The 20,117-nt window shown below is 35.8% G+C and carries 17 protein-coding genes; 4 read left to right on the top strand and 13 right to left on the bottom strand.

Annotated elements, in window-relative coordinates:
- The 8 genes from MHB44_RS04600 to MHB44_RS04565 form a co-directional block, all read right to left on the bottom strand.
- The gene (locus MHB44_RS04600; protein WP_341301740.1) at nucleotides 1-2,007 is read right to left on the bottom strand and encodes an EAL domain-containing protein; all 2,007 of its coding nucleotides are present in this window, start codon (nucleotides 2,005-2,007) and stop codon (nucleotides 1-3) included.
- A 30-nt stretch (nucleotides 2,008-2,037) separates the two neighbouring features.
- Nucleotides 2,038-4,191, bottom strand: a complete 2,154-nt coding sequence (locus MHB44_RS04595; protein ID WP_341301739.1) for an RNA degradosome polyphosphate kinase — start codon at nucleotides 4,189-4,191, stop codon at nucleotides 2,038-2,040.
- Nucleotides 4,188-5,735, bottom strand: a complete 1,548-nt coding sequence (locus MHB44_RS04590) for a Ppx/GppA phosphatase family protein (RefSeq protein WP_341301738.1) — start codon at nucleotides 5,733-5,735, stop codon at nucleotides 4,188-4,190. Before MHB44_RS04590 ends, MHB44_RS04595 begins: the two co-directional genes overlap by 4 nt.
- A 164-nt stretch (nucleotides 5,736-5,899) precedes the next feature.
- A complete protein-coding gene (locus MHB44_RS04585) occupies nucleotides 5,900-6,802 on the bottom strand; it encodes a chemotaxis protein (protein ID WP_053993718.1) in 903 nt (300 codons plus the stop codon).
- Nucleotides 6,803-6,867: 65 nt separating this feature from the next.
- Nucleotides 6,868-8,190, bottom strand: a complete 1,323-nt coding sequence (locus MHB44_RS04580) for an MFS transporter (protein ID WP_341301737.1) — start codon at nucleotides 8,188-8,190, stop codon at nucleotides 6,868-6,870.
- 254 nt (nucleotides 8,191-8,444) lie between these two features.
- Nucleotides 8,445-9,311, bottom strand: a complete 867-nt coding sequence (locus MHB44_RS04575) for an NAD(P)-dependent oxidoreductase (RefSeq protein WP_341301736.1) — start codon at nucleotides 9,309-9,311, stop codon at nucleotides 8,445-8,447.
- 219 nt (nucleotides 9,312-9,530) lie between these two features.
- Nucleotides 9,531-9,737 carry an aspartyl-phosphate phosphatase Spo0E family protein gene (locus tag MHB44_RS04570; RefSeq protein ID WP_341301735.1) on the bottom strand — a complete coding sequence of 69 codons (207 nt, stop codon included), beginning with the start codon at nucleotides 9,735-9,737 and terminating at the stop codon, nucleotides 9,531-9,533.
- A gap of 92 nt (nucleotides 9,738-9,829) precedes the next feature.
- Complete coding sequence (locus MHB44_RS04565) at nucleotides 9,830-10,018, bottom strand: hypothetical protein (protein ID WP_341301734.1); 189 nt, start codon at nucleotides 10,016-10,018, stop codon at nucleotides 9,830-9,832.
- Nucleotides 10,019-10,381: 363 nt separating this feature from the next.
- On the opposite strand from MHB44_RS04565, the gene MHB44_RS04560 reads away from it, so the two are divergent.
- The 3 genes from MHB44_RS04560 to MHB44_RS04550 all read left to right on the top strand — a co-directional run bounded on the left by MHB44_RS04560 (nucleotide 10,382) and on the right by MHB44_RS04550 (nucleotide 12,032).
- On the top strand, nucleotides 10,382-10,570 hold the full coding sequence (locus MHB44_RS04560; protein ID WP_053993713.1) for a DUF2187 family protein: 189 nt from the start codon (nucleotides 10,382-10,384) through the stop codon (nucleotides 10,568-10,570).
- An 84-nt stretch (nucleotides 10,571-10,654) separates the two neighbouring features.
- Complete coding sequence (locus MHB44_RS04555; RefSeq protein ID WP_341301733.1) at nucleotides 10,655-11,272, top strand: type II CAAX endopeptidase family protein; 618 nt, start codon at nucleotides 10,655-10,657, stop codon at nucleotides 11,270-11,272.
- A 61-nt stretch (nucleotides 11,273-11,333) separates the two neighbouring features.
- Nucleotides 11,334-12,032: a hypothetical protein gene (locus MHB44_RS04550; protein WP_341301732.1), complete on the top strand. Its 699-nt coding sequence runs from the start codon at nucleotides 11,334-11,336 to the stop codon at nucleotides 12,030-12,032.
- Nucleotides 12,033-12,129: 97 nt separating this feature from the next.
- Here the strand turns inward: MHB44_RS04550 and MHB44_RS04545 are convergent, their stop codons facing one another.
- Both MHB44_RS04545 and MHB44_RS04540 read right to left on the bottom strand, forming a co-directional pair.
- Nucleotides 12,130-12,576: a MarR family transcriptional regulator gene (locus MHB44_RS04545; protein WP_341301731.1), complete on the bottom strand. Its 447-nt coding sequence runs from the start codon at nucleotides 12,574-12,576 to the stop codon at nucleotides 12,130-12,132.
- Nucleotides 12,577-12,697: 121 nt separating this feature from the next.
- Complete coding sequence (locus MHB44_RS04540; protein WP_341301730.1) at nucleotides 12,698-14,065, bottom strand: ATP-binding protein; 1,368 nt, start codon at nucleotides 14,063-14,065, stop codon at nucleotides 12,698-12,700.
- Nucleotides 14,066-14,375: 310 nt separating this feature from the next.
- Between MHB44_RS04540 and MHB44_RS04535 the strand changes: the two genes are divergently transcribed.
- The gene (locus MHB44_RS04535) at nucleotides 14,376-16,142 is read left to right on the top strand and encodes a B12-binding domain-containing radical SAM protein (protein WP_341301729.1); all 1,767 of its coding nucleotides are present in this window, start codon (nucleotides 14,376-14,378) and stop codon (nucleotides 16,140-16,142) included.
- A gap of 397 nt (nucleotides 16,143-16,539) precedes the next feature.
- On the opposite strand, the gene MHB44_RS04530 is transcribed toward MHB44_RS04535, so the two are convergent.
- The 3 genes from MHB44_RS04530 to MHB44_RS04520 form a co-directional block, all read right to left on the bottom strand.
- The gene (locus MHB44_RS04530; protein ID WP_341301728.1) at nucleotides 16,540-17,895 is read right to left on the bottom strand and encodes a potassium transporter TrkG; all 1,356 of its coding nucleotides are present in this window, start codon (nucleotides 17,893-17,895) and stop codon (nucleotides 16,540-16,542) included.
- A gap of 113 nt (nucleotides 17,896-18,008) precedes the next feature.
- A complete protein-coding gene (locus MHB44_RS04525; protein WP_341301727.1) occupies nucleotides 18,009-18,767 on the bottom strand; it encodes a TerC family protein in 759 nt (252 codons plus the stop codon).
- Between the two features lie 263 nt (nucleotides 18,768-19,030).
- Nucleotides 19,031-20,116: an SDR family oxidoreductase gene (locus MHB44_RS04520; RefSeq protein WP_341301726.1), complete on the bottom strand. Its 1,086-nt coding sequence runs from the start codon at nucleotides 20,114-20,116 to the stop codon at nucleotides 19,031-19,033.
- Nucleotide 20,117: the final 1 nt, after the last annotated feature.

The raw sequence follows: 20,117 nt of genomic DNA, 5'->3' as shown, positions 1-20,117 counted from the left end.
CTAACTTACAAAGTATTGTTGTTCAATGACTTCAACTGGTAATGGCTTATTGTATAAATATCCCTGCCCTTTTTGACAATGATGGCGTTTAAGAAAATCGACTTGTGTTGGCTCCTCGATTCCCTCTGCTACAACTTCTAAGCCTAAATTATGAGACATTGAAATAATGGCTTTAATAATGGCCTCATTTTTATCGTCCTTTGCAATATCTGCAATAAATGATTGGTCAATTTTAATAATATCGATTGGATATCGTTTCAGATAGCTTAATGAGGAGTAACCTGTTCCAAAATCATCCACTGAGACATAGACACCTAATTGCTTGAGCTCAGTTAAAATGGAAAAGGTTTCGTGAACATTTGTCATTGAGCTCTCAGTAATTTCTACCTCTAATAACTCTGGCGGGACCTCATATTTTTGCAAAGTTGCTTTAATTTTTCGTGCAAAATTTTCTTTTCTAAACTGTTTTGGTGAGATGTTTACCGCCACACGTACAGGACGATAGCCTTTCAATTGCCATTCTCGCTGATAACGACAGACCTCATCAATAATCCAATCACCAATTTCAATAATTAAGCCTGATGCCTCTGCAATTGGAATAAACTGTGCAGGAGATACAAAGCCGAATTTCCGATTATTCCAGCGCAGTAATGCCTCAAAGCTATTGATGCTATTATTCATTAAATCCATTTGTGGCTGAAGATGCAGACTGAGCTCATTAAATTCAATAGCACGTCGTAAATGGGCTTCCATTAAAGCTTCATTTGGAAAAATGGTTGTCATATCTTCACGGTAATAACGATAATGTGAACGTCCATGCTCTTTCACAGAAAATAGAGCTTGATCTGCTTTCCGTACAAGTGTTTCTAAATCTTTGCCATCTGCTGGACTAAGTGCGATACCGATTGATACGCTAATAAAATATTCCTGTCCATCTACCATAAAGGGCTGCTTTAACGTCTCTAAAATAGTGTTAGCAGTACTCTCAATTTTTTGAATGCTTGCATCCTTGACCACAAAGATAAACTCATCACTGTTATAACGATAAAGTGCACACTGAGCGTAACAAAGCTCTTGAAGCCTATGACAAAACATCCGCATCAGCTCGTCTCCCTTATTCTCGCCAAGGAATTCATTAAACTTTTTAAAGCGGTCAATATCCACTAAAATCAAGGCTGCTTGCTTCTGATTCTGCCTTTTATCCTGTAAATGTTGTAGCCAGTGCTCTTTTAGGGCTTTGCGACTCCAAATACCTGTTAACTCATCCATCAATGCTAAATGATAGAACGTCTCATGATCATTCCTGAATAAATCAGCATCTTTTACAAATAAATGGATGCCGATTACCTCACCATTCAAGTAAGTTGGATACGTTCTTAAGTAAAAGGGCTTTTTACTTAGAAATTGTCCTTTAAATAAGCATTTAGGCATACTAAATGATGAACCTTCAACGGTTTTAGCAAATAACAGTTTAAATTCTTTGAAATATTTACCTTCTAATAATGAAAAAATATCTCGTCCTATTAGACTGTGCTGCTCTCTTGATAAGAGAGAGACAGCTGTCATATTTTGATGAATAATTCGGCCTTGTAAATCTGTCGTGAGCACTGGATCAATATGCTGCTCCACAAATTGTAAATACGGCTGTACAGTATATTGCACCTCTCGAAAAATAATGGCAATCATTGATGTAGAAAATGACTGTACATGAATCGTAAATTTTTTTTCTTGAAGGTCAGTACCTACTTGCAGGATTGCGTGTTGATGAGTATCTTCGTTTAAAATTTTTGACAATTGTATCCAACATTGCTTGGTAAAAAAATGCTCAGCTACTGTTGCTGTGTTATCCTGCAACTCCATAACTAATGGTAGCTTCTCATTAAATTCAACAACCTCAAATACATGTGTATCAACTTTTCTTAAACATACGACAGCATCAAATGGATTGAGCTGTATAAGCTGTCGATAATCTGCAAATGGCGCTACACTCTCTCTATAGTTTTTCATTTTATCCCTCACCTAAGGAGCGTGTTTGCTCTATTCTTCGTCTAGCGTAGGCTTTAATGCTTCCTGTAAGAAAATCTCCTGACTATTAATCGGATCTTCACCCCGATTAAACTCTTTATAATGATATTTACCATTCGAGTCTTGAATACGCGCTTTTGCAGTATCCATTAATTGCGTATTCATAATGTCAATAATACGAGTTTTTATATCATTTGCATATACAGGGAATAAAATTTCTACACGTTTAACCATATTGCGTGTCATCATATCCGCGGAAGATAAATAGATTTTATTTTCTCCATTATGATGGAACCAGTAAATACGAGAATGCTCAAGGAAACGGCCAACTATACTTGTCACTGTAATATTTTCACTAATACCAGGAATGCCGGGTCTTAAACAGCAAGTACCTCGTATAATAAGCTCCACCTTTACACCTGCAATTGATGCCTCATATAGCTTCATCATTAAATCCTTGTCTGTCAGTGAATTCATTTTTGCACGAATAAAACCATTACCATATTTTTTATGACAAGCAATTTCCTCATCCATTAATCGTATAAATTCATCTCGGATATCAAAAGGAGCCACGACCAAATGATTAAATGTAGGTTTCTCTGTATAACCACTTAGGTAGTTAAAGAAGTTTGTCGCATCGATGCCAAATTCTTTATCTGTCGTTATGATGCCCATATCCGTATAAATTTTTGCAGTAGCATCATTATAATTGCCTGTTCCAAGATGCACAAAGCGCTCAATTTTGCCATGCTGACGACTAACGATAAGCGTTATTTTGGAATGGGTTTTTAAATTATTCATACCGTAAATTACGAGGCAGCCTGCTTGCTCTAATTGTTTTGCCCAATGTACATTATTTTCTTCATCAAAACGTGCCTTTAGCTCGACTAATACTGTTACTTGCTTGCCATTTTCAGCAGCAAGCTTTAATGCTTGAATAATGGGTGAATTGCCACTTACTCGATACAATGTTTGTTTAATTGCAAGGACATCTGGATTAACAGCTGCTTCTGCAATAAAATCAACAATCGGCACAAATGATTCATATGGGTGATGGAAGAATATATCTTGCTGTAAAGCCTTTTCAAAAATATTTTCATCTGACTGGACATCTAAAGGTGGCTGTGGGAAGAAGCTTTCATACTCTAAGTGCTCGCGGCCTACGGATATCCCTTTAACAAAGGAGAACATAAATGTTAAATCTAAAGGACCATCAATATGAAAAACATCCGTTTCCTCAATTTCAAATTCTTCTAACAAATACTGAAGCACTTCATCGTTCATTTCTCCTACACGAACTTCGAGGCGACTACCTACTCCCCATTTTCGTTTTTTCAGCTCTTTTTCAATTTCAACTAACAGATCTCTCGCACCTTCCTCATGAATGGTTAAATCTGCATTTCTTGTTAAACGGAATGCTTGAGCCGATTTGACACTATATCCATAAAATAGCTTTTCAATATGTGCAACAATAACATCCTCTAATAACACAACAACTGTTTTTCCCTCTTCAGATGGCACTTTAATATATCGATCTAGTACAGAAGGCACTTGTACAATTGCAACCCTCTCGCGATTCTCTAGGTCTTCCTCATCCTGCTCTAGTAGTACAAGTAAATTTAAAGTTTTACCAAGCAGGATCGGGAAGGGTCGATAGGCATCTACCGCTATAGGTGTTAAAACTGGGAAAATAGTTTCCGCAAACATTTCATTAATATATGCTTTTTGTTCACGATTCAAATCTTTTATATCTGCAATATGTACATTATGTTGTGGTAATAAATCATAAATTAAATGTCGATATACTTCTGTTTGTCGACGTACAAGAGCCTGGGTACGCTCTGCTATTTTTGCTAATTGTTCCTTTGGGGTTAAACCCGATTTATTTTCTGGCTTATGAAAACCCGCACGAACCTGATCCTGAAGCCCTGCGACACGCACCATAAAAAATTCATCTAAATTTGAACTAAAAATGGCTAAAAACTTCAAACGCTCTAGCAGGGGATTATTAACATCCTCTGCTTCTTCTAATACGCGTTCATTAAAAGCAAGCCAGCTTAATTCGCGATTATTATAATACTGGGGCTTAGTAATTTCCTCTAATAACCGACTATGCTCTGAGAACTCTTCCTCATGTAATTCATTATTTGTCACTTCAGTTGTCATACATTCTTCCACCCTTCTTCAATAAAATTAATTTTTAATGGCACTTTTAATGCTCGTTCCAAATGTTTTTTATGTCGATGCACTTGGTATTTTTCGGCTGCTGCATTATTTTTCATATAAATATCGAGCTCTACATAATCTTCTTCTGTATGCATTTCCAGTGCCTGCACCACATTGCGCTTCGAAACATTCAAAGCATAGACAAATTTTAATAGCCCTCCAAAATTACGTATTTTACGATATTCCTCTTGGCTCATCCATGTTGTAAAGGGAGCCGCAAATCGTTGAAAATAGTCTTTATTTTTATACGAGGCAAGCAATGCGAGGATCACTCTTTCTTGATGATTTAACCCGTCAATGGATTGATTGGCAATCAAATAAAATGTATGCTGGCTTGCAGAGCTTAATTCAATATACTCGCCTATATTAAATACCTTCGCTGCCTTTACTAATAATTGTAAATCTTTTGTATTATATTGTAAATATCCTAAATGACAACATTTACGATATAACTGGTCTGCTAAATGCTTTAAATAATTAACTTCCATTTCTGTACGTCCATATTGACGTGCTAGCCTTCTTACATTTCCTTCAAATACGTTATATTTATCAAAGGCGTTTCCCTCGGTTTGCAAAATACGTTGAATAATAAGTCCTTCACGTAAGCCTTTTTTTGTAAGCTGGAATGATTCACTTCCAACCACCTCCATCAATACTCTAAATACCTCTAATGCAGGAACAATAATATCTGCACGATCAGATGAAAGCCCATCAAGCTGATTTAACTCTTGAAAGCTTAACTGCCCTAAAAATGAGCTGAGATCATCTAAATCTTCCTTTGCCATAGCATAGCCATGCACACTTGCAATAGGGTAATCATGCTTTTGCTGGTGAATTTGTGCAATATTACGTGCACTCCCACCAATTGCAATAATAGGTAAACCGACATTCTGTATCCAAGGAAGTGTTTGGAACTGCTCTTTCACAAAGGCAATTAGCTCCTTCTTTTCACTGCTATTGATGATGTCCCCCTTTACAAAGCGTTGCTTTAACGACACTGTTCCAAATGGAAAACTATGTGATTGCTGTAGCTCTTTATTTTCAAATAGCGTGATTTCGGTACTTCCTCCGCCAATATCAATGGTCACGGCAGACGTTGTGCCCATTGAATAAGCAACCGCAACATAGCCAAAATAGGCTTCTTCCTCTTCTGATAAAAGCTCTATTTGGATACCTGTTTGTTCCTTCATTTGTGTAATGATTTGATCACGATTTGTGGCTTGTCGAATAGCAGCCGTTGCAGCCGCTTTAACATCCGTTATTTCAAATTCCTCAAGCATTGCTTTAAATGTTAATAAAGTTTCGGATAACACTTGAATGCCATCTTCAGACATCTCTCCCGAGGGCTGTATATACGTACGCAAACGTGCTACCGTTTTAATATTGCCTAACTCATGAAGCCCCTCTTCATAATTGTACTGATATAATACTAATCGAATGGTATTTGAGCCGATATCAATAATGGCTGTTTTTAATTCATTCAAATCATCACGTCCTTCAAGTGTATCATTCTGTTATTTTGTACATGGTGTGTTGTACTATACAAAAAAGTCGGACCCTTTCAGGCATCCGACTTTTCTTTCATTTATTCATATACTCGCAGGATACCCATTATTAAAATTGTCAAGTATCGTGTAAGGCATATACATCACAAAATCAATTGGTCTATACGTAAAATAAGCTCTGCAATTTCTGGCTTACTAATTTGATCCTCTGCTCCTACTTGATCACCCTTATGACGAAGATCATCTGTAATGAGACTTGAGAAAATAATAACAGGAAGCTTTTGTAAATCAGGATGCTCTTTGATTTTGCGTGTCAAATGATGACCATCCATTTGTGGCATTTCAATATCTGTTACCACCAATTGAATATGCTCACTTATATCACTACCACCTTTTACAATTCCCTCTAAATACTCATAGGCATCACGGCCGTTTTCAAAGAATTCAAGATTGCTATAGCCAGCTTCATTCATCGTATCAAATAATAATTTGCGTAATAATGGTGAATCTTCTGCAATTAAAATGCGCTTTTCACTGCGATCACGTTTTCCAAGCTTCTTCACGGATTCCACACTAATACCTGACTCAGGGTTAATATCTACCATAATTCTTTCGAAATCTAGTAGCAAAATCATCTGTTCATTTTGCTTTATAACACCGATGACTTGTGAAGTTCCCCCTTGATACATATCAGAAGGTTTTTCAATTTGATCCCAGGAAATACGATGAATTTGTGTTACATTATCCACATGGAAAACAACGCGTTGTTTATTAAATTCTGCAACGATATATTTTTGCTGTGGATTACGTTCTACCCCTTGAATGCCTAATACTCGCAGCATATCCACAACTGGTAATACCTCACCGCGTAATTGAATAATCCCTTCTACATGCGGGTGCGCGTGTGGAATAAATGTCACTGGTATCGGTTGAATAATCTCTTTGACTTTAATAACATTAATGCCAAATTTATTATTCGCTACTTCAAATTCAACGATTTCCAGCTCATTTGTGCCACTTTCTAATAATATGCCTTTATGTTCCAATGCAACCCCGCTCCTTTCTCTACTTCTATTTATAATTCAATTGTATCATAGGCAATACATTTCTCCTACTTGCGATTTCCATTTTTATCATTAACTTTTAGATGTACCAATAAACCAATCACTGTCATCACAATCAAGGTAGATAATGCTACACGACTTGCTAGCGTACCGTAATCCTTTAGCCACAATGTCACTGTTCCATAGATAGCTGGACCGATAATAGAGGAAACTTTCCCTGAAAAAGCAAATAAGCCAAAAAACTGGCCACGTTTCTCGGTTGGTGATAATTCAATAATATACGTCCGCGATGTTACCCACATCGATCCAAGAGATACACCAAATAGACTGCCAGCAAGCCAAAACATCCATTGTGCTGTTGCAACAGTAGCAAACACTAAAGCGACAATCATAATGAATGCTACAATGGTAATGGCGCGCTTAGCTCCTATACTTTTTGTAATATAGCCAAATGCAAGAGAACCTATAATGGTTGAGATAGTAGAGACTAAATAAAGAACGATAAATTGACCAGAGCTAAAGCCAACAATCGTCGTAGCATAAACAGCCATCATCGCAATCGTTGTAGCAATCGCATCATTTAAAAAGAAATAAGCAATCATAAAGGTAAAAATCGCTTTATATTGCTTCATATCCTTAAAGGTTTGAATAATTTCTTTATAGCCATCAAAAAATTTAATCGGTTTTCGCTCTGATTTTGGAATCGGTGTATCTTTATTAATAAAAAATAAAGGTAATGAAAATAATAAATATAAAATAGCTGTTGGGATAAATGCTCGATGAAAATCACTATTGCCCACATATAAATAAACCAGTAAGCCAAAAATTGTACCAAGATATCCAATGGCAACACCATAACCAGAGATCAGAGGCATCTCCTCTTTTGTTCCTAAATCACCCATCATTGAATCATAGAATACAAGACTGGAATTAAAGAAAAATTTAGCAATCACAAAACTAATAACTACTAAAAATAAGCTTAACGGCGCCCCTGAATAATGGACCGTTGTTTGTAAATTAGCAAAAACCCCCATCATAAACGTAAATAGAATGGAAATAGAGGCAAACCATACAATAAATTTCTTTTTATAGCCTGTATTATCAATCCATACACCAAAGAGTGGAGAAAAAATGACTAATAGAAAGCTTGCAATAGCATTGGCGTAAGAAATAAACGTACTTGCTACCTGCTGCATTACTTCATTTGTTCCCAACACTTCATCCATATAAAATGGGAAAAATACAGTATTGATATTGGAGGAAAATATTGTATTAGCAAAATCGTAAAATGCCCACGACAGTATTGGCAACGATAAGTAAATCGCTAGCTGACTTCGATGTTGTCCATCTATTGCTCCGTTTTTCTTCATAAAACCCTCCCTCTACTCTCTATAATAATCAAATAATTTTTCTTTGTAATAAATATTATCTTTTTTTAAAGAAAATTAATATTATTTACAATATAGCAGGAAATTCAATCCAGCATAACCAAAAAGCAATAATATAAATAGTAAAAAAACTAGCCCCATCTTCTACAGTTAAAGCCACAGCTATCAGCCAATCATAAAAAAGCCTAAAGTATCTTCTCCAAACAGGGAAGATACTTTAGGCTGCGTTCAATCGATTATTCGTAATATTTCAAAAGCGCTTGTGTGCCATTATCAGCATAGCCCTCTTCAACGAGCTTTTCATACATTTCAAAGGCTAAAGCAAGACCTGGTAACGAAATACCCATCTTTTTTGATTCGTCTAAAGCAATTTTCATATCCTTGACAAAGTGTTTAATATAAAAACCTGGTGCAAAGTCTTCTTTTATCATACGAGGGGCTAAATTACTTAATGACCAAGAGCCGGCTGCCCCAGAGGAGATAGATTGCAAGACAGTCGCTAAGTCCAGCCCTGCCTTTAAACCATAAGCCAATGATTCACAAACCCCAATCATACCAGAAGCAATAACAATTTGATTACACATCTTTGTATGCTGTCCGGCCCCTGCTTCGCCCTGATAAACAATATTTTCACCAAAATGCTTCATAATAGGTAAAATTTTATTATATGTAGCTTGATTACCACCAATCATAATCGACAATGTGCCATTTTGAGCCCCAATATCTCCCCCAGAAACAGGTGCATCTAAAGCCTCAACGCCGATTTTTTGTGCATGTTCAAAAATTTTCTTTGCTAAGGATGGCTCTGAAGTCGTCATATCAATCACAATATTGCCAGCCACTGCTGTTTGAAACAGCCCTGTTTCTCCAAAGTACACTTCTTCAACATCGGAAGGATAACCAACCATTGTAAATGCTATTTCTGTATTCTGAAATGCCTCAGCTGGCGTGCTTGCCCATGATGCTCCTAATGCTATAAGCGGTTCTGCTTTTGCCTTCGTTCTTGTATATACGGTTACTTCATGCCCATTTTGTAATAAATGCTTAATAATACTAGCACCCATCACACCCGCTCCAATAAATGCAATACGTTGTCTACTCATATGTACTTACTCCTTTGTCGACAAATTCTTCTTATTTCTCCAGTTTAGGCGAATAAATAAAATAATTCAAACTATTCTTGTAACCTGTATATGTCAAATAAGAAAAAAAGAGCGAGTGATTGGGGGATCACTGCTCTAAAGGGGGAAATGAGAATGTTGCTGTGTTCATAATAAGTTATTCCCCAACAGAGCACATTTTAAACATATATTTTTAAAATGTTATACCCTGTCAATATTAGAACAATCCTCTTCCGCGTCTTGTTCCTTTTCGTCCTCAAATGCAGTCTGTCTATAATAAGTATTCATTAACTGGTCTAACCTACGACTCAGTTGAATGGTTTTTGCATTTTGTAACCCATTTTCTACACCTGAGCGAATCATCATCTCACGCGTTTGTTCCATTTGTTTCAAGAGTAGATTGACCATTCATACAACCCTCCACATACAAATAATCATACCATTATTATACATTTATATTTTATTTCTTACAGCATTAACTTACGACAATGTTCGACAAATTAACTTCTAGGGATTTCACTATACGTATAAATAATCCGTCCGCTTTGCTTAGCCTCACCTCTGAAATGTTTAAATAAAGGATGCTTCACTAGTATTTCCCTAAAATCATAAAATTCTTCCTTTTGGATTTCAATACTTTTTATTTCCCCATTTTGTAATTGTTTAAGCATATTTTCGTATTTTTCCATTAATTTCATTCCTTTCTATTATAACATCATTTTTGTGTCATAAAATTTCGTCACCAGAAAATGTGATTGACGCTTTAAAACGACATAATAGTTGACTAGAGCGTCGTTAGGATCGCTCTTAGGGGGGTTGTGACAAGTTGATGGCCTTTTTACCTTTAACGAGTAAAGTAGCCCCTCCAACGCCCTCTGGTAGCTTTGCTCTGTGCGACTGCAAGAAAACACACTCCCAAAGGGTAAGTCAACTATAAGTTATGGTGAGAAGATGTAATAAAGATAAATTTTGAATTATTTAAAAAAAGCTTTACGTTTATCAAATTTTCATGCAAACTGTATATTATTAGTCGATGAAGGAGCTGACTGTCTGTGAAAATAGCTGAAGTTGGAAATATTATCGAGTTTAAAAATGGTCTTCAAGGGATTGTTGAAAAGGTCAATGAAAATTCCGTAATTGTTAATTTAACATATATGGAGAATTTTAATTCCCTTGAAATTGAAGAAAAAACAGTCGTCAATCATAAACGCTATAAAATTTTATATACAAATGAAGCTTAAATTAAAAGTCTGAATAGTCCCTATTTGTCTTTATAGATGATATGGGGCTTTTTTTTTGATAAAATTAAAGCATGGAGGTCGAATATGTTAACAAATTCGAAACAAACAATCATACTTCTCCTTTCTTTATTATTCGTTTATGGTATGCTTGCTTTTACCTTTGCTAACCAAGCCGTCTTTTGGTACATGTATGCATTTACTTTACTCGTATGTATTGCCATCGCCATTCTAGCAGGGTCGATTGAAGATCAAATACCAACATGGCAATTTTTACTCTTTGGTGTTGGCTACGGTACCATCACATATGGGGTTATCCGCTTGGGTTATTGGCTCGCCCCATATATTGATAATCATTTAGTACAATCTGTTCAAAAGTTTTTAGCAAACTATGGACCACAAAATATTTGGCACTATGCTCTACTTGTTTTTATCGTTGCCATTGGTGAAGAGCTATTTTGGCGTGGTTATGTCCAACAACAGCTAAAACGCTTTATGAGTCCAGTTTTGGCGGTTATCGTTACCGCTATATTATGTGCTATATCGATTGCTCTTAGCGGCTTTATATTGGGTGTAATAGCTGCACTTGTTGCAAGTCTTATTTGGGGCTTTTTATATGAATGGCGTAAAAGCATGCCTCTTGTTATTGTAGCCCATGTTGTTTTTGTACTATTATTATTTTTAGTATTACCTTTAACATCATAACATTAAAAGCTGGAAACATTTTATCTTTACAGACGTTTAACTTAGAAAGGGAGGGTTTTTTATGCAAAAAAAATTATTTTCTATCCTTGCATTATTACTAACAGCCGTATTATTTGTAGGCTGTAATACTTCTGAAAAAACAGGAGATGCAGATGCCGAACAAAATGAGCCATCTGATACTGGTGCTGAGCAACAACCATCCGATAATGAAACACCCGATGAATCACAAGAGCCAGAGGAGAACGTTGATACACCTGTAACGAATGATACAGAGGAAGACGGTACGAATGGGCAATCTCAACAAGATGTAAACTACGTTCAAAATGGTGAAGATAAAACTGAAACTGCCGCTGAAGCCAACAGTGTTGATCAAGGCTACAAATTACAACAACTTCCAGGATTTACATTAACACAGGAAGAGCCTGGTAAGGATATGCTCGTATCGAATGAGGATGATGAAGTATTTATGCGCATTGAAGCAATTGATGCTTCACAATCAAGCTTTGCCAATGTGAAAACAACTATGCAGGATTATATGAATGCTGTGGGCGAAACAGTAGCATTATCTGCCGATGAATTAGCAGCATTTAAGGATGTTCAAAATATTGAGGGTTATGTTGTTGACTTTGACACAGAAAAAGTAATTGGGGTTGTTTTTGAAAAAGATGGCCTTATTACAAAAATAACAATCCACGATAATGATAAGCAAGATTTAACAGATGCTATGTTAAACATGGCTGCAACGATTTCTAAAAAATAATGCTTGATAGACCTAAAGAGACTATAGACACAACGTTGTCTATAGTCTCTATTATGTGTATATAAAAAAGCTGTCTCAATTCAATGAGACAACTTTTTTAGTAAGATAAATCTTTAATAGAAAGACCAATTTTCTTTAATAATATAATGGCTTGCTCTTGCTCTGCTGGAGATAGCACACTCATTAATTCATGTAGATGCTTTTCGTGTTTTGGGAAAAGCTCTCCCATGAAAGCCTCACCTTCTGCGGTAATTTCTGCATACGTAACACGACGATCTGATGGACATGAAACACGTAGTAAATAGCCTCTCTTTTCAAGCTTATCAATGACATACGTAATAGACCCACTGGCAAGTAAAATTTTATTGCCTATTTGCTGTAATGGCTGTCTTCCTTTATGATAAAGAAGCTCTAAAACAGCAAATTCAGTTGGGTTTAAGCCATTTTCCTGAAATAATTGATGTGTTGTCTCGTTAATAGCTTTCAATGCACGTGATAATACAATATATAATTTTAAAGATTGCTTTAAATCTTCTGACGTCATATCCTTTTCCCTTTCGCTTCGCTCTTCTACTTGACATTATAGCGATATTAGAAAAGCATTGTCAAAAGCAAGATTTCATTTAGCCTGTATACTATTCTTCAAGCAACTATTTTTACTCTCATTATGTTACTAAATATGCAGAGTTTTTTGTGGACACTTCCAGCGTATCCATTTGATTAAATGTGTATATTGGAAACTGTAGATGGAAGCATGTTCCCTTCTGTAGCTCACTATTAACGCCTATTGCACCATCATGCTCTTCAATCACCTTTTTTACAAAAGCAAGGCCTAATCCTGTGCCTTTTGTTTTAGTTGTGTAAAAAGGCTGGAATAGATTTTTTAATGTTGTGCTGTCCATACCAGCACCTTCATCTTTAATTATTAATTCAGCAATTGCACAGTCATTGGTCACCATTTCAATCGTAATTGTGCCGCCACTATGCATAGATTCCATCGCATTTTTAATTAAATTCACAAATACTTGCTTTAATCGGTTTTCATTCCCACCGATATATATCTGTTGAGAAGGAGAAATATACTGAATCACAATATCTTTCATGAGTGCATCTGGCAACATAAATTCAATGACCTGTTTCACAAGTTGATCTAGCTCTAATAATTCCATTTTCATGGTTGTTGGCTTGGACAATACCAAAAGCTCAGACAAAATTTGTTCCATTCGTTGGAGCTCACTATCAATTACAGAGAGATACATACGTGATTCATCATCAGCGTTTAACTTTAATAATTCAGTAAACCCTTTTAGTGAAGTTAATGGATTACGGATCTCATGTGCAATACTTGCAGCCATCTGTCCAACAACATTTAAGGCTTGTTGATGCTCGACTTTATGCTGCAATTGCTTTTTTTCTGTTTCGTCATTGATCACCGTAACAATAATATTATTGTACTCGTCAAAAATACTGGAAATTTCATAGTAGCATGTACTGCTAACCTGTGTTTCATCCACTACATGAATACTTGCATGCTTGTCACCCATCAACTTCGAAAGATAGGCGGTAATCTGCCCTTTTTTTAATGTAAATGAATCAAATATATGCTGATGCGCTTTATGGAGAAGCTGCGAATTTTCTACTTTAAGAAACATTTCTGCATACCTATTAAGCCCAAGAATAATGCCACTAGCATCACTTACAATAATAGCATAAGGCAAATAATCATAAGCATTAAAAGATTGGGATTTTTCATGCGCTTGACTAACGTATAATTTATGAGCAACATCATCTGTTAATGTTGAAATTTGTGCAACAATTTCTTCTGTATGTGAGTCGTAAAAACACTTAAATGACAGCATTTCAAACTCATTTCCAGCTATTTGAATATTAAAGATTTCTTCTGATCGTAAATCACGCTGTAATTGTTTGACGAATTTTGCCCATTTTAAATTAGATGGCTCGTCCATCGTTAAGTAACCCATATACGTTAAATTAAGATTAAATAGTTGGCTAGCAGCCTCATTGACGTTCAAAATTTTCCCTGCTTTATTGAGTATAAGTGTTGGTGACGAAGTACTTTTCATAAGATTTCCAAAACATTGATTAATATCATTTTGCTTCAACTTTCTCACCGAACCTTTCAAAAGAGTAAAAAACCTCTAAATCGAATTTTGAGTCTTTACTATACTTTATGATCGTACGATTCTATTATTACAAAATTTAGTAAATTTAAGTATTTTAAATTATTTCACGAACCGTTCACAAAATAAATAGGTAAAAAGAATTATATTGTATGTCAGATACTTGACTGTTACAATTAAATACTGAAAGGAAGATTATTGTATGAATACTATTTTAACGACTTTAAATGCCAAGTATATACACACAAATTTAGCATTGCGCTATTTAAAAGGTGCTGCTTTACCAGATTTTAATCCAATTATAGCAGAGTATACAATTAAAGATCCCGCTTTTAATATTGTATCAGATTTATTCCAAAAAAAACCTGATATTGTTGGATTTAGCTGTTACATTTGGAATATCGAAGAAACGATTCATGTTATTAAAATGTTAAAAACCGTCTGTCCTCATGTTAAAATTTTGCTTGGAGGACCTGAAGTTTCCTATGATTCCCATCATTGGCTACGCCATATTCCAGAAGTAGATTTTATTGTGATGGGAGAAGGGGAAACTTCGTTTAAACAACTATTACACTATTTACACGGTGAGATATTACTTGAGGATGTTCCTGGAATTTGTTATTTGGAGGAGGGTAAAGTAAAAATTCACGCGCAGCCACAAAAAATTGATTTACGTGAATTACCAAGTCCATTTCGTTTCAAGGAGGATTTACCACATTTAAGTAAACGAATTCAGTATATTGAAACAAGTCGTGGTTGCCCATTTAGCTGTCAATTTTGTTTATCCTCTATTGAAGTTGGTGTTCGCTACTTTAACCGTGAAAAAATAAAAGAAGATATTCGATTCTTAATGGATCATGGAGCTCGTACCATTAAATTTGTTGACCGTACCTTTAATATTAGCCGTAGCTACGCGATGGAAATGTTCCAATTTTTAATTGATGAACACAAGCCTGGTGTTGTATTCCAATTTGAAATTACGGCAGATATTATGCGTCCAGAGGTTATTCAATTTTTAAATGACAATGCACCACAAGGGTTATTCCGTTTTGAAATTGGTGTCCAATCAACGAATGATTTGACGAATACACTTGTCAAACGCCGTCAAAATTTCGAAAAATTAAAACGTACAGTGACAATGGTTAAAGAGGGTGGCAAAATTGATCAGCATTTAGATTTAATTGCTGGTTTGCCTGAGGAGGATTACGCAAGCTTCTGTCAAACGTTTAACGATGTTTTTGCTATGCGTCCCGAGGAACTTCAGCTTGGATTTTTAAAACTTTTACGTGGGACAGGTCTTCGATTAGAGGCTGAAAAGTTTGGTTATACCTATGTGGATATAGCTCCTTATGAAATCTTTTCGAATAATGTCCTACCATTTGATGACATCGTTCGCATTAAACATGCAGAAGATGTTCTTGAGAAATATTGGAATGATCATCGTATGGATTATACGATTGAATATTTAGTGACAACCGTCTTTGCTACACCATTTGATTTCTTTCAAAGCTTTGGCACATACTGGGAAACAAAAGGATGGTCTCGTATTGGTCATCAGCTAGAGGACTTATTCCGTCGACTATTAATGTTTTTAGAAACAGTAGATGGTGCAAATCTGGATATTATTAAAAGTCTTATGCAGCTAGATTATTTGTCGGCTCAGCAATTTCAGCCACGTAAACTATGGTGGAAAGAACGACCAACAGAAGAACAGCAAAAAGCTATTTATCGTGCATTACGTGAAAATCCTGCGATCGCTGGTGAAGAATTTGCGAGCTTCAGGCTAACTGAGAGGGAGCTGTTTAAGCATACATTAGTGATTCCCCATGCACTTGATTATCAAAGTTTCTTGAATAGCAAAATTGTACAAAGAAACGGTTATTTGTTAATTTACTTCCGTCATGGTCAATCTCCTTATTTTGCATCCATTCATTTTACAGAACAAACTGAACAATTAGCATTAAAATAGGCTAATGGAAAAATCCACCTACACTTCCCAAAAAGATGTAAGGTGGATTTTTATCATTTTTCGTCCTCATTCTACTCTTTTTTTAGCTGAAATAGCATTTACTTCTTTCCAAAATCAGTATTGTATTCATATAATAACTCCCTAACATTTTAGGTCAAAGGTCTTATATAAAGGTCTTTTCCCTTTGTAAGTAATACCCATTCATTGCATTTATATTCGGGAAAATATGATTTGAAATTTTTGTGGCAGTATTTGTTTTCTTACTATTTATCTTTAGCCAATCTTGCTTTAGCTACATAATTCGACATCTTCTAGTATTTTTTCACACTATATAATAGAAGAAAGTCATATTCAAATTAGAGGCTTTACTAAGCGCTTCATTTTTTCTTTGTGTTATTTACCCAATAATCACACGTTCCTTCGGGTAATGGAAGCTCGATTTTTTCCCTCTGCCACCACCGCCAAGTGTATAAAGGAAGGAAATTAAGCCGACTCGTCCAATAAACATTAACACCATAATAATGATTTTACCTACCACCGATAAATCTGAAGTGATGCCTAATGACATGCCACACGTACCAAATGCAGATGTAATTTCAAAAATAATTTGAATTAATGACGCTTGAGGCTCTGTAATCAGCAAAATAATCGTTGCGATTAGCACCATAAAAAACGCCAATAAAATGACAACAAAGGAACGGAAAACATCAATTAAATGAATTTCTCGTCCAAATATTTGAATCTCCTCTTTTCCCCTTGCATAGGTAATTAAAAATAAAATTGCTATCGCAAAAGTAGTGGTACGTATTCCTCCACCTACTGAGCTTGGTGAAGAACCAATAAACATGAGAAAGCTCATAAATATATCTGTCGCTTCACTAAAGGTCGTTACATCATACGTTGTTAGACCAGCCGATCTTGTGGACACAGAATGAAACATTGCCGAAAAAAGAGCCTCATGCCAAGACATCTCCTTAAAGGAATGGAATGATTCAAGTAATAAAATTGCAAGGGCTCCTACAACAAATAACAGCGCATAGGTTGATGTCGTAATTTTTGTAAATAAACTAAAACGAAAATTCATATGTCGTTTAAGCAAAAATGTTTTTACTTCAATTAATACAGGAAAACCAATAGCCCCTAACACGATCAGTACCATTGTCACCATTTGAACAAAATAATCATTGTGAAACGGTAATAAGCTTAGACCTGTAATATCAAAGCCTCCATTCGTTGTAGCAGAAATAGAAGCAAACACGCCATGTAAAAAGGCTTCTTCGAATGTATCGAAATAATTGGTAAAATGAAGCGTTAAAATAAAGGCTCCCATTACTTCAATACCGATTAAAATTTTTATAATTTCTCGAATTAATTTTACGACACCTGACAAACTGTATTGGTTATGATCAATCATAATCAACTGTCGCTCACGCATGCCAATTTTTTTCCCTATTAACAGCCATACAAAGGTACCCAGTGACATAATGCCAATAGCGCCTAGCTGTAAAATTACAAGAATCATGATAAGCCCAAAGGTTGTATAGGTTTGTGAAACATTAATGGTTGTTAAACCCGTAACACTAACTGCACTGACTGCTGTAAATAAGCTATCTAAAAAGGAAACCTTTACACCTTCTTGATGAACGCCCGGAAGTCGCAGTAACAGGAAGGAAATTGCTATAGCTATAAAATAATAAGAAACAAGTACCTGAAATGGTGTAACAAGTTTACTTGATGATTTTTTCCAAGGCACTTTTATACAACTCCTCCCACTTAGGATGCCCAACTAGATAGATAATAGTATAAAAAAAATAACTAGAAAAAGAAAGAGGAATAGCTATAACTATCCCTCCCCATCAATATTCTTTATTTTTGACGACGCACGCCTACAAGATAGCCGATTAATGCTATAGCCAGTAAGACAATCCAAAATGTCAATTCCCATACAGTTGAATGTGGAAATTCTTCAGGTAATATGCCTACCTTTTCATGTGCTAATGTTAAAACAACAAGCTTCACACCTACCCAGCCTACAATTAAAAATGCTGCTGTTTCAAGTGAAGGATAATCATTTAATATTTTTACAAACCATTGGGCTGCAAATCGCATCATAATTACACCGATAAATCCACCGAGCAGCATCACTATAAACTGTCCGCCATTGATGCCGCCAATATCAAATTCCCCTAAATGTGGCAATGTTACTGCAATTGCAACTGCTGCCAGCATGGAGTCAATAGCAAATGCAATATCAGCTGCTTCTACCTTAAGCACTGTTAACCAGAAACCTGAGCCCTTTTTCACTGAATTGCTATCAGCATCTTCTTCAGGTTCATCCTTCTGTTTACGCAAATCATAAATATTTTTGGCAGACATAAATAGTAAATATGCTGCACCAACCGCTTGAATTTGCCAATAATTGACCAACACTGTAATAACAAACAGAGCTGAGAATCGGAAAATCAGCGCGCCAAATAATCCGTAAAATAAGGCCTTTTTCTGTTGCTCTTGTGGCAAATGCTTCACCATTACAGCCATTACGACCGCGTTATCTGCAGCAAGTAAGCCCTCTAATACAACAAGTACAATGAGTACCCAGCCATATTGTAATAAAATTGCTTCCATTGTTGTGCCTCCTCTAAGCTCTATACCCCTAAACTGACCATTTTAACGATAGAATAATCGAAAAAAACCCCTGCCTCTCTTTCAGGCAAAGGTTTCACTAAGTAAATAAGCATCTTAATTCTACGTCCATCATTTTACGTATAGCGCTATTCACGATCACATTCGATTTTAGTGAATATGACACCAGATAAATCATTATTACCTGTTAGCTACTTCTTTTAAAACATTATAGCACTATCATTTATAACTGACAAAAATATCTATTATTTAATTTGGACCTGATAGTTTTTATTTTCTTTATTGGCTAAATAAAATTCAATCATTCTTGGCATTGTCTTTATAAAATCAGGACATGTAATACTGCCTTTTTGTAAAATCTGCTGTGCTTCTGTGGTATCAAATGTAGCATTCCACGTTAAGTAATCTAATGTTTCTTGTTCGACCCCTAGTTTTTTTCGAATAAGCGGAACCTGTAATGAGAGTTTCGCTAATGTAAACGGTAAACGCCCCTTTGGATATGTATTCGTTATTAATTTTACCATTGTCCGATATACTTCCTGTATAGGGTGCGGATTAGGGTCTGTTAAATGAAGTGTTTTCCCCTTCGCCTCTTCCTGATTCATCAGAAAAATAGAGGCCCTTAAAATATAATCAACTGGTACTACATTAATGGTGACTGTTGATTGGCCAATGTACGGAATAAAGGGCAGTCCCTTTAAACGGTCAACTAAATTTAAAAAGAAATACGGACCATCAAATTTCACCGTTTCTCCCGTTTCCGAATGTCCCCGTACAATTCCAGGTCTAATAATGGTTAGCGGTATTTCTGATTTTAAATCCTCTACTCGATGCTCAGCCTCATATTTTGTTTCCTCATAGTAATTTTTAAAGGCTGGTGGCCGAATCAGCTCATTCTCACGTAATATGCCTTCACGTGTACCAGCTACATAGGCTGTACTAAAATACATATAACGCCTTAAATTGGGAAGGCTGCGCACGAAATCATTGACCATTGTTGTTCCATGCACATTCACCTTCCAAGCAATATCACGCGGCACAGCTAAATCATAAATTGCGGCTAAATGCCAAAGCACTTCAATTTGCGGTTCAATCTCCTTGAGGATCTGATCATCCAGCCCAAGATTGGGTAATGTAATATCCCCTTCTACAACATGAATGGAGCAGCCAGGAAACTCCTCCAGTAATTTATTTTTCTCCTGATTTGCCTTAATGGTTTCTCCTGCTAACACGATGGCAATAACTGTTTGTGTCTGTTTTTCTCGAAATAATGATTGAATTAATTGACTTGCTATAAATCCAGGAAAACCTGTAAAAAAGTGAACCTTCATC

This window comes from Lysinibacillus sp. FSL H8-0500, assembly GCF_038051955.1.
Taxonomy (GTDB): domain Bacteria; phylum Bacillota; class Bacilli; order Bacillales_A; family Planococcaceae; genus Lysinibacillus; species Lysinibacillus macroides.
Note: the sequence above shows the minus strand (reverse complement) of the source record. Positions and strands in the feature narration are given on the sequence as shown.

Bases quoted from the DNA above. Each gene is read 5' to 3' on its own strand.
- MHB44_RS04600 (WP_341301740.1), bottom strand. From the start codon at position 2,007: ATGAAAAACTATAGAGAGAGTGTAGCGCCATTTGCAGATTATCGACAG.
- MHB44_RS04595 (WP_341301739.1), bottom strand. From the start codon at position 4,191: ATGACAACTGAAGTGACAAATAATGAATTACATGAGGAAGAGTTCTCA.
- MHB44_RS04580 (WP_341301737.1), bottom strand. From the start codon at position 8,190: ATGAAGAAAAACGGAGCAATAGATGGACAACATCGAAGTCAGCTAGCG.
- MHB44_RS04575 (WP_341301736.1), bottom strand. From the start codon at position 9,311: ATGAGTAGACAACGTATTGCATTTATTGGAGCGGGTGTGATGGGTGCT.
- MHB44_RS04570 (WP_341301735.1), bottom strand. From the start codon at position 9,737: ATGGTCAATCTACTCTTGAAACAAATGGAACAAACGCGTGAGATGATG.
- MHB44_RS04565 (WP_341301734.1), bottom strand. From the start codon at position 10,018: ATGGAAAAATACGAAAATATGCTTAAACAATTACAAAATGGGGAAATA.
- MHB44_RS04555 (WP_341301733.1), top strand. From the start codon at position 10,655: ATGTTAACAAATTCGAAACAAACAATCATACTTCTCCTTTCTTTATTA.
- MHB44_RS04550 (WP_341301732.1), top strand. From the start codon at position 11,334: ATGCAAAAAAAATTATTTTCTATCCTTGCATTATTACTAACAGCCGTA.
- MHB44_RS04545 (WP_341301731.1), bottom strand. From the start codon at position 12,576: ATGACGTCAGAAGATTTAAAGCAATCTTTAAAATTATATATTGTATTA.
- MHB44_RS04535 (WP_341301729.1), top strand. From the start codon at position 14,376: ATGAATACTATTTTAACGACTTTAAATGCCAAGTATATACACACAAAT.
- MHB44_RS04525 (WP_341301727.1), bottom strand. From the start codon at position 18,767: ATGGAAGCAATTTTATTACAATATGGCTGGGTACTCATTGTACTTGTT.
- MHB44_RS04520 (WP_341301726.1), bottom strand. From the start codon at position 20,116: ATGAAGGTTCACTTTTTTACAGGTTTTCCTGGATTTATAGCAAGTCAA.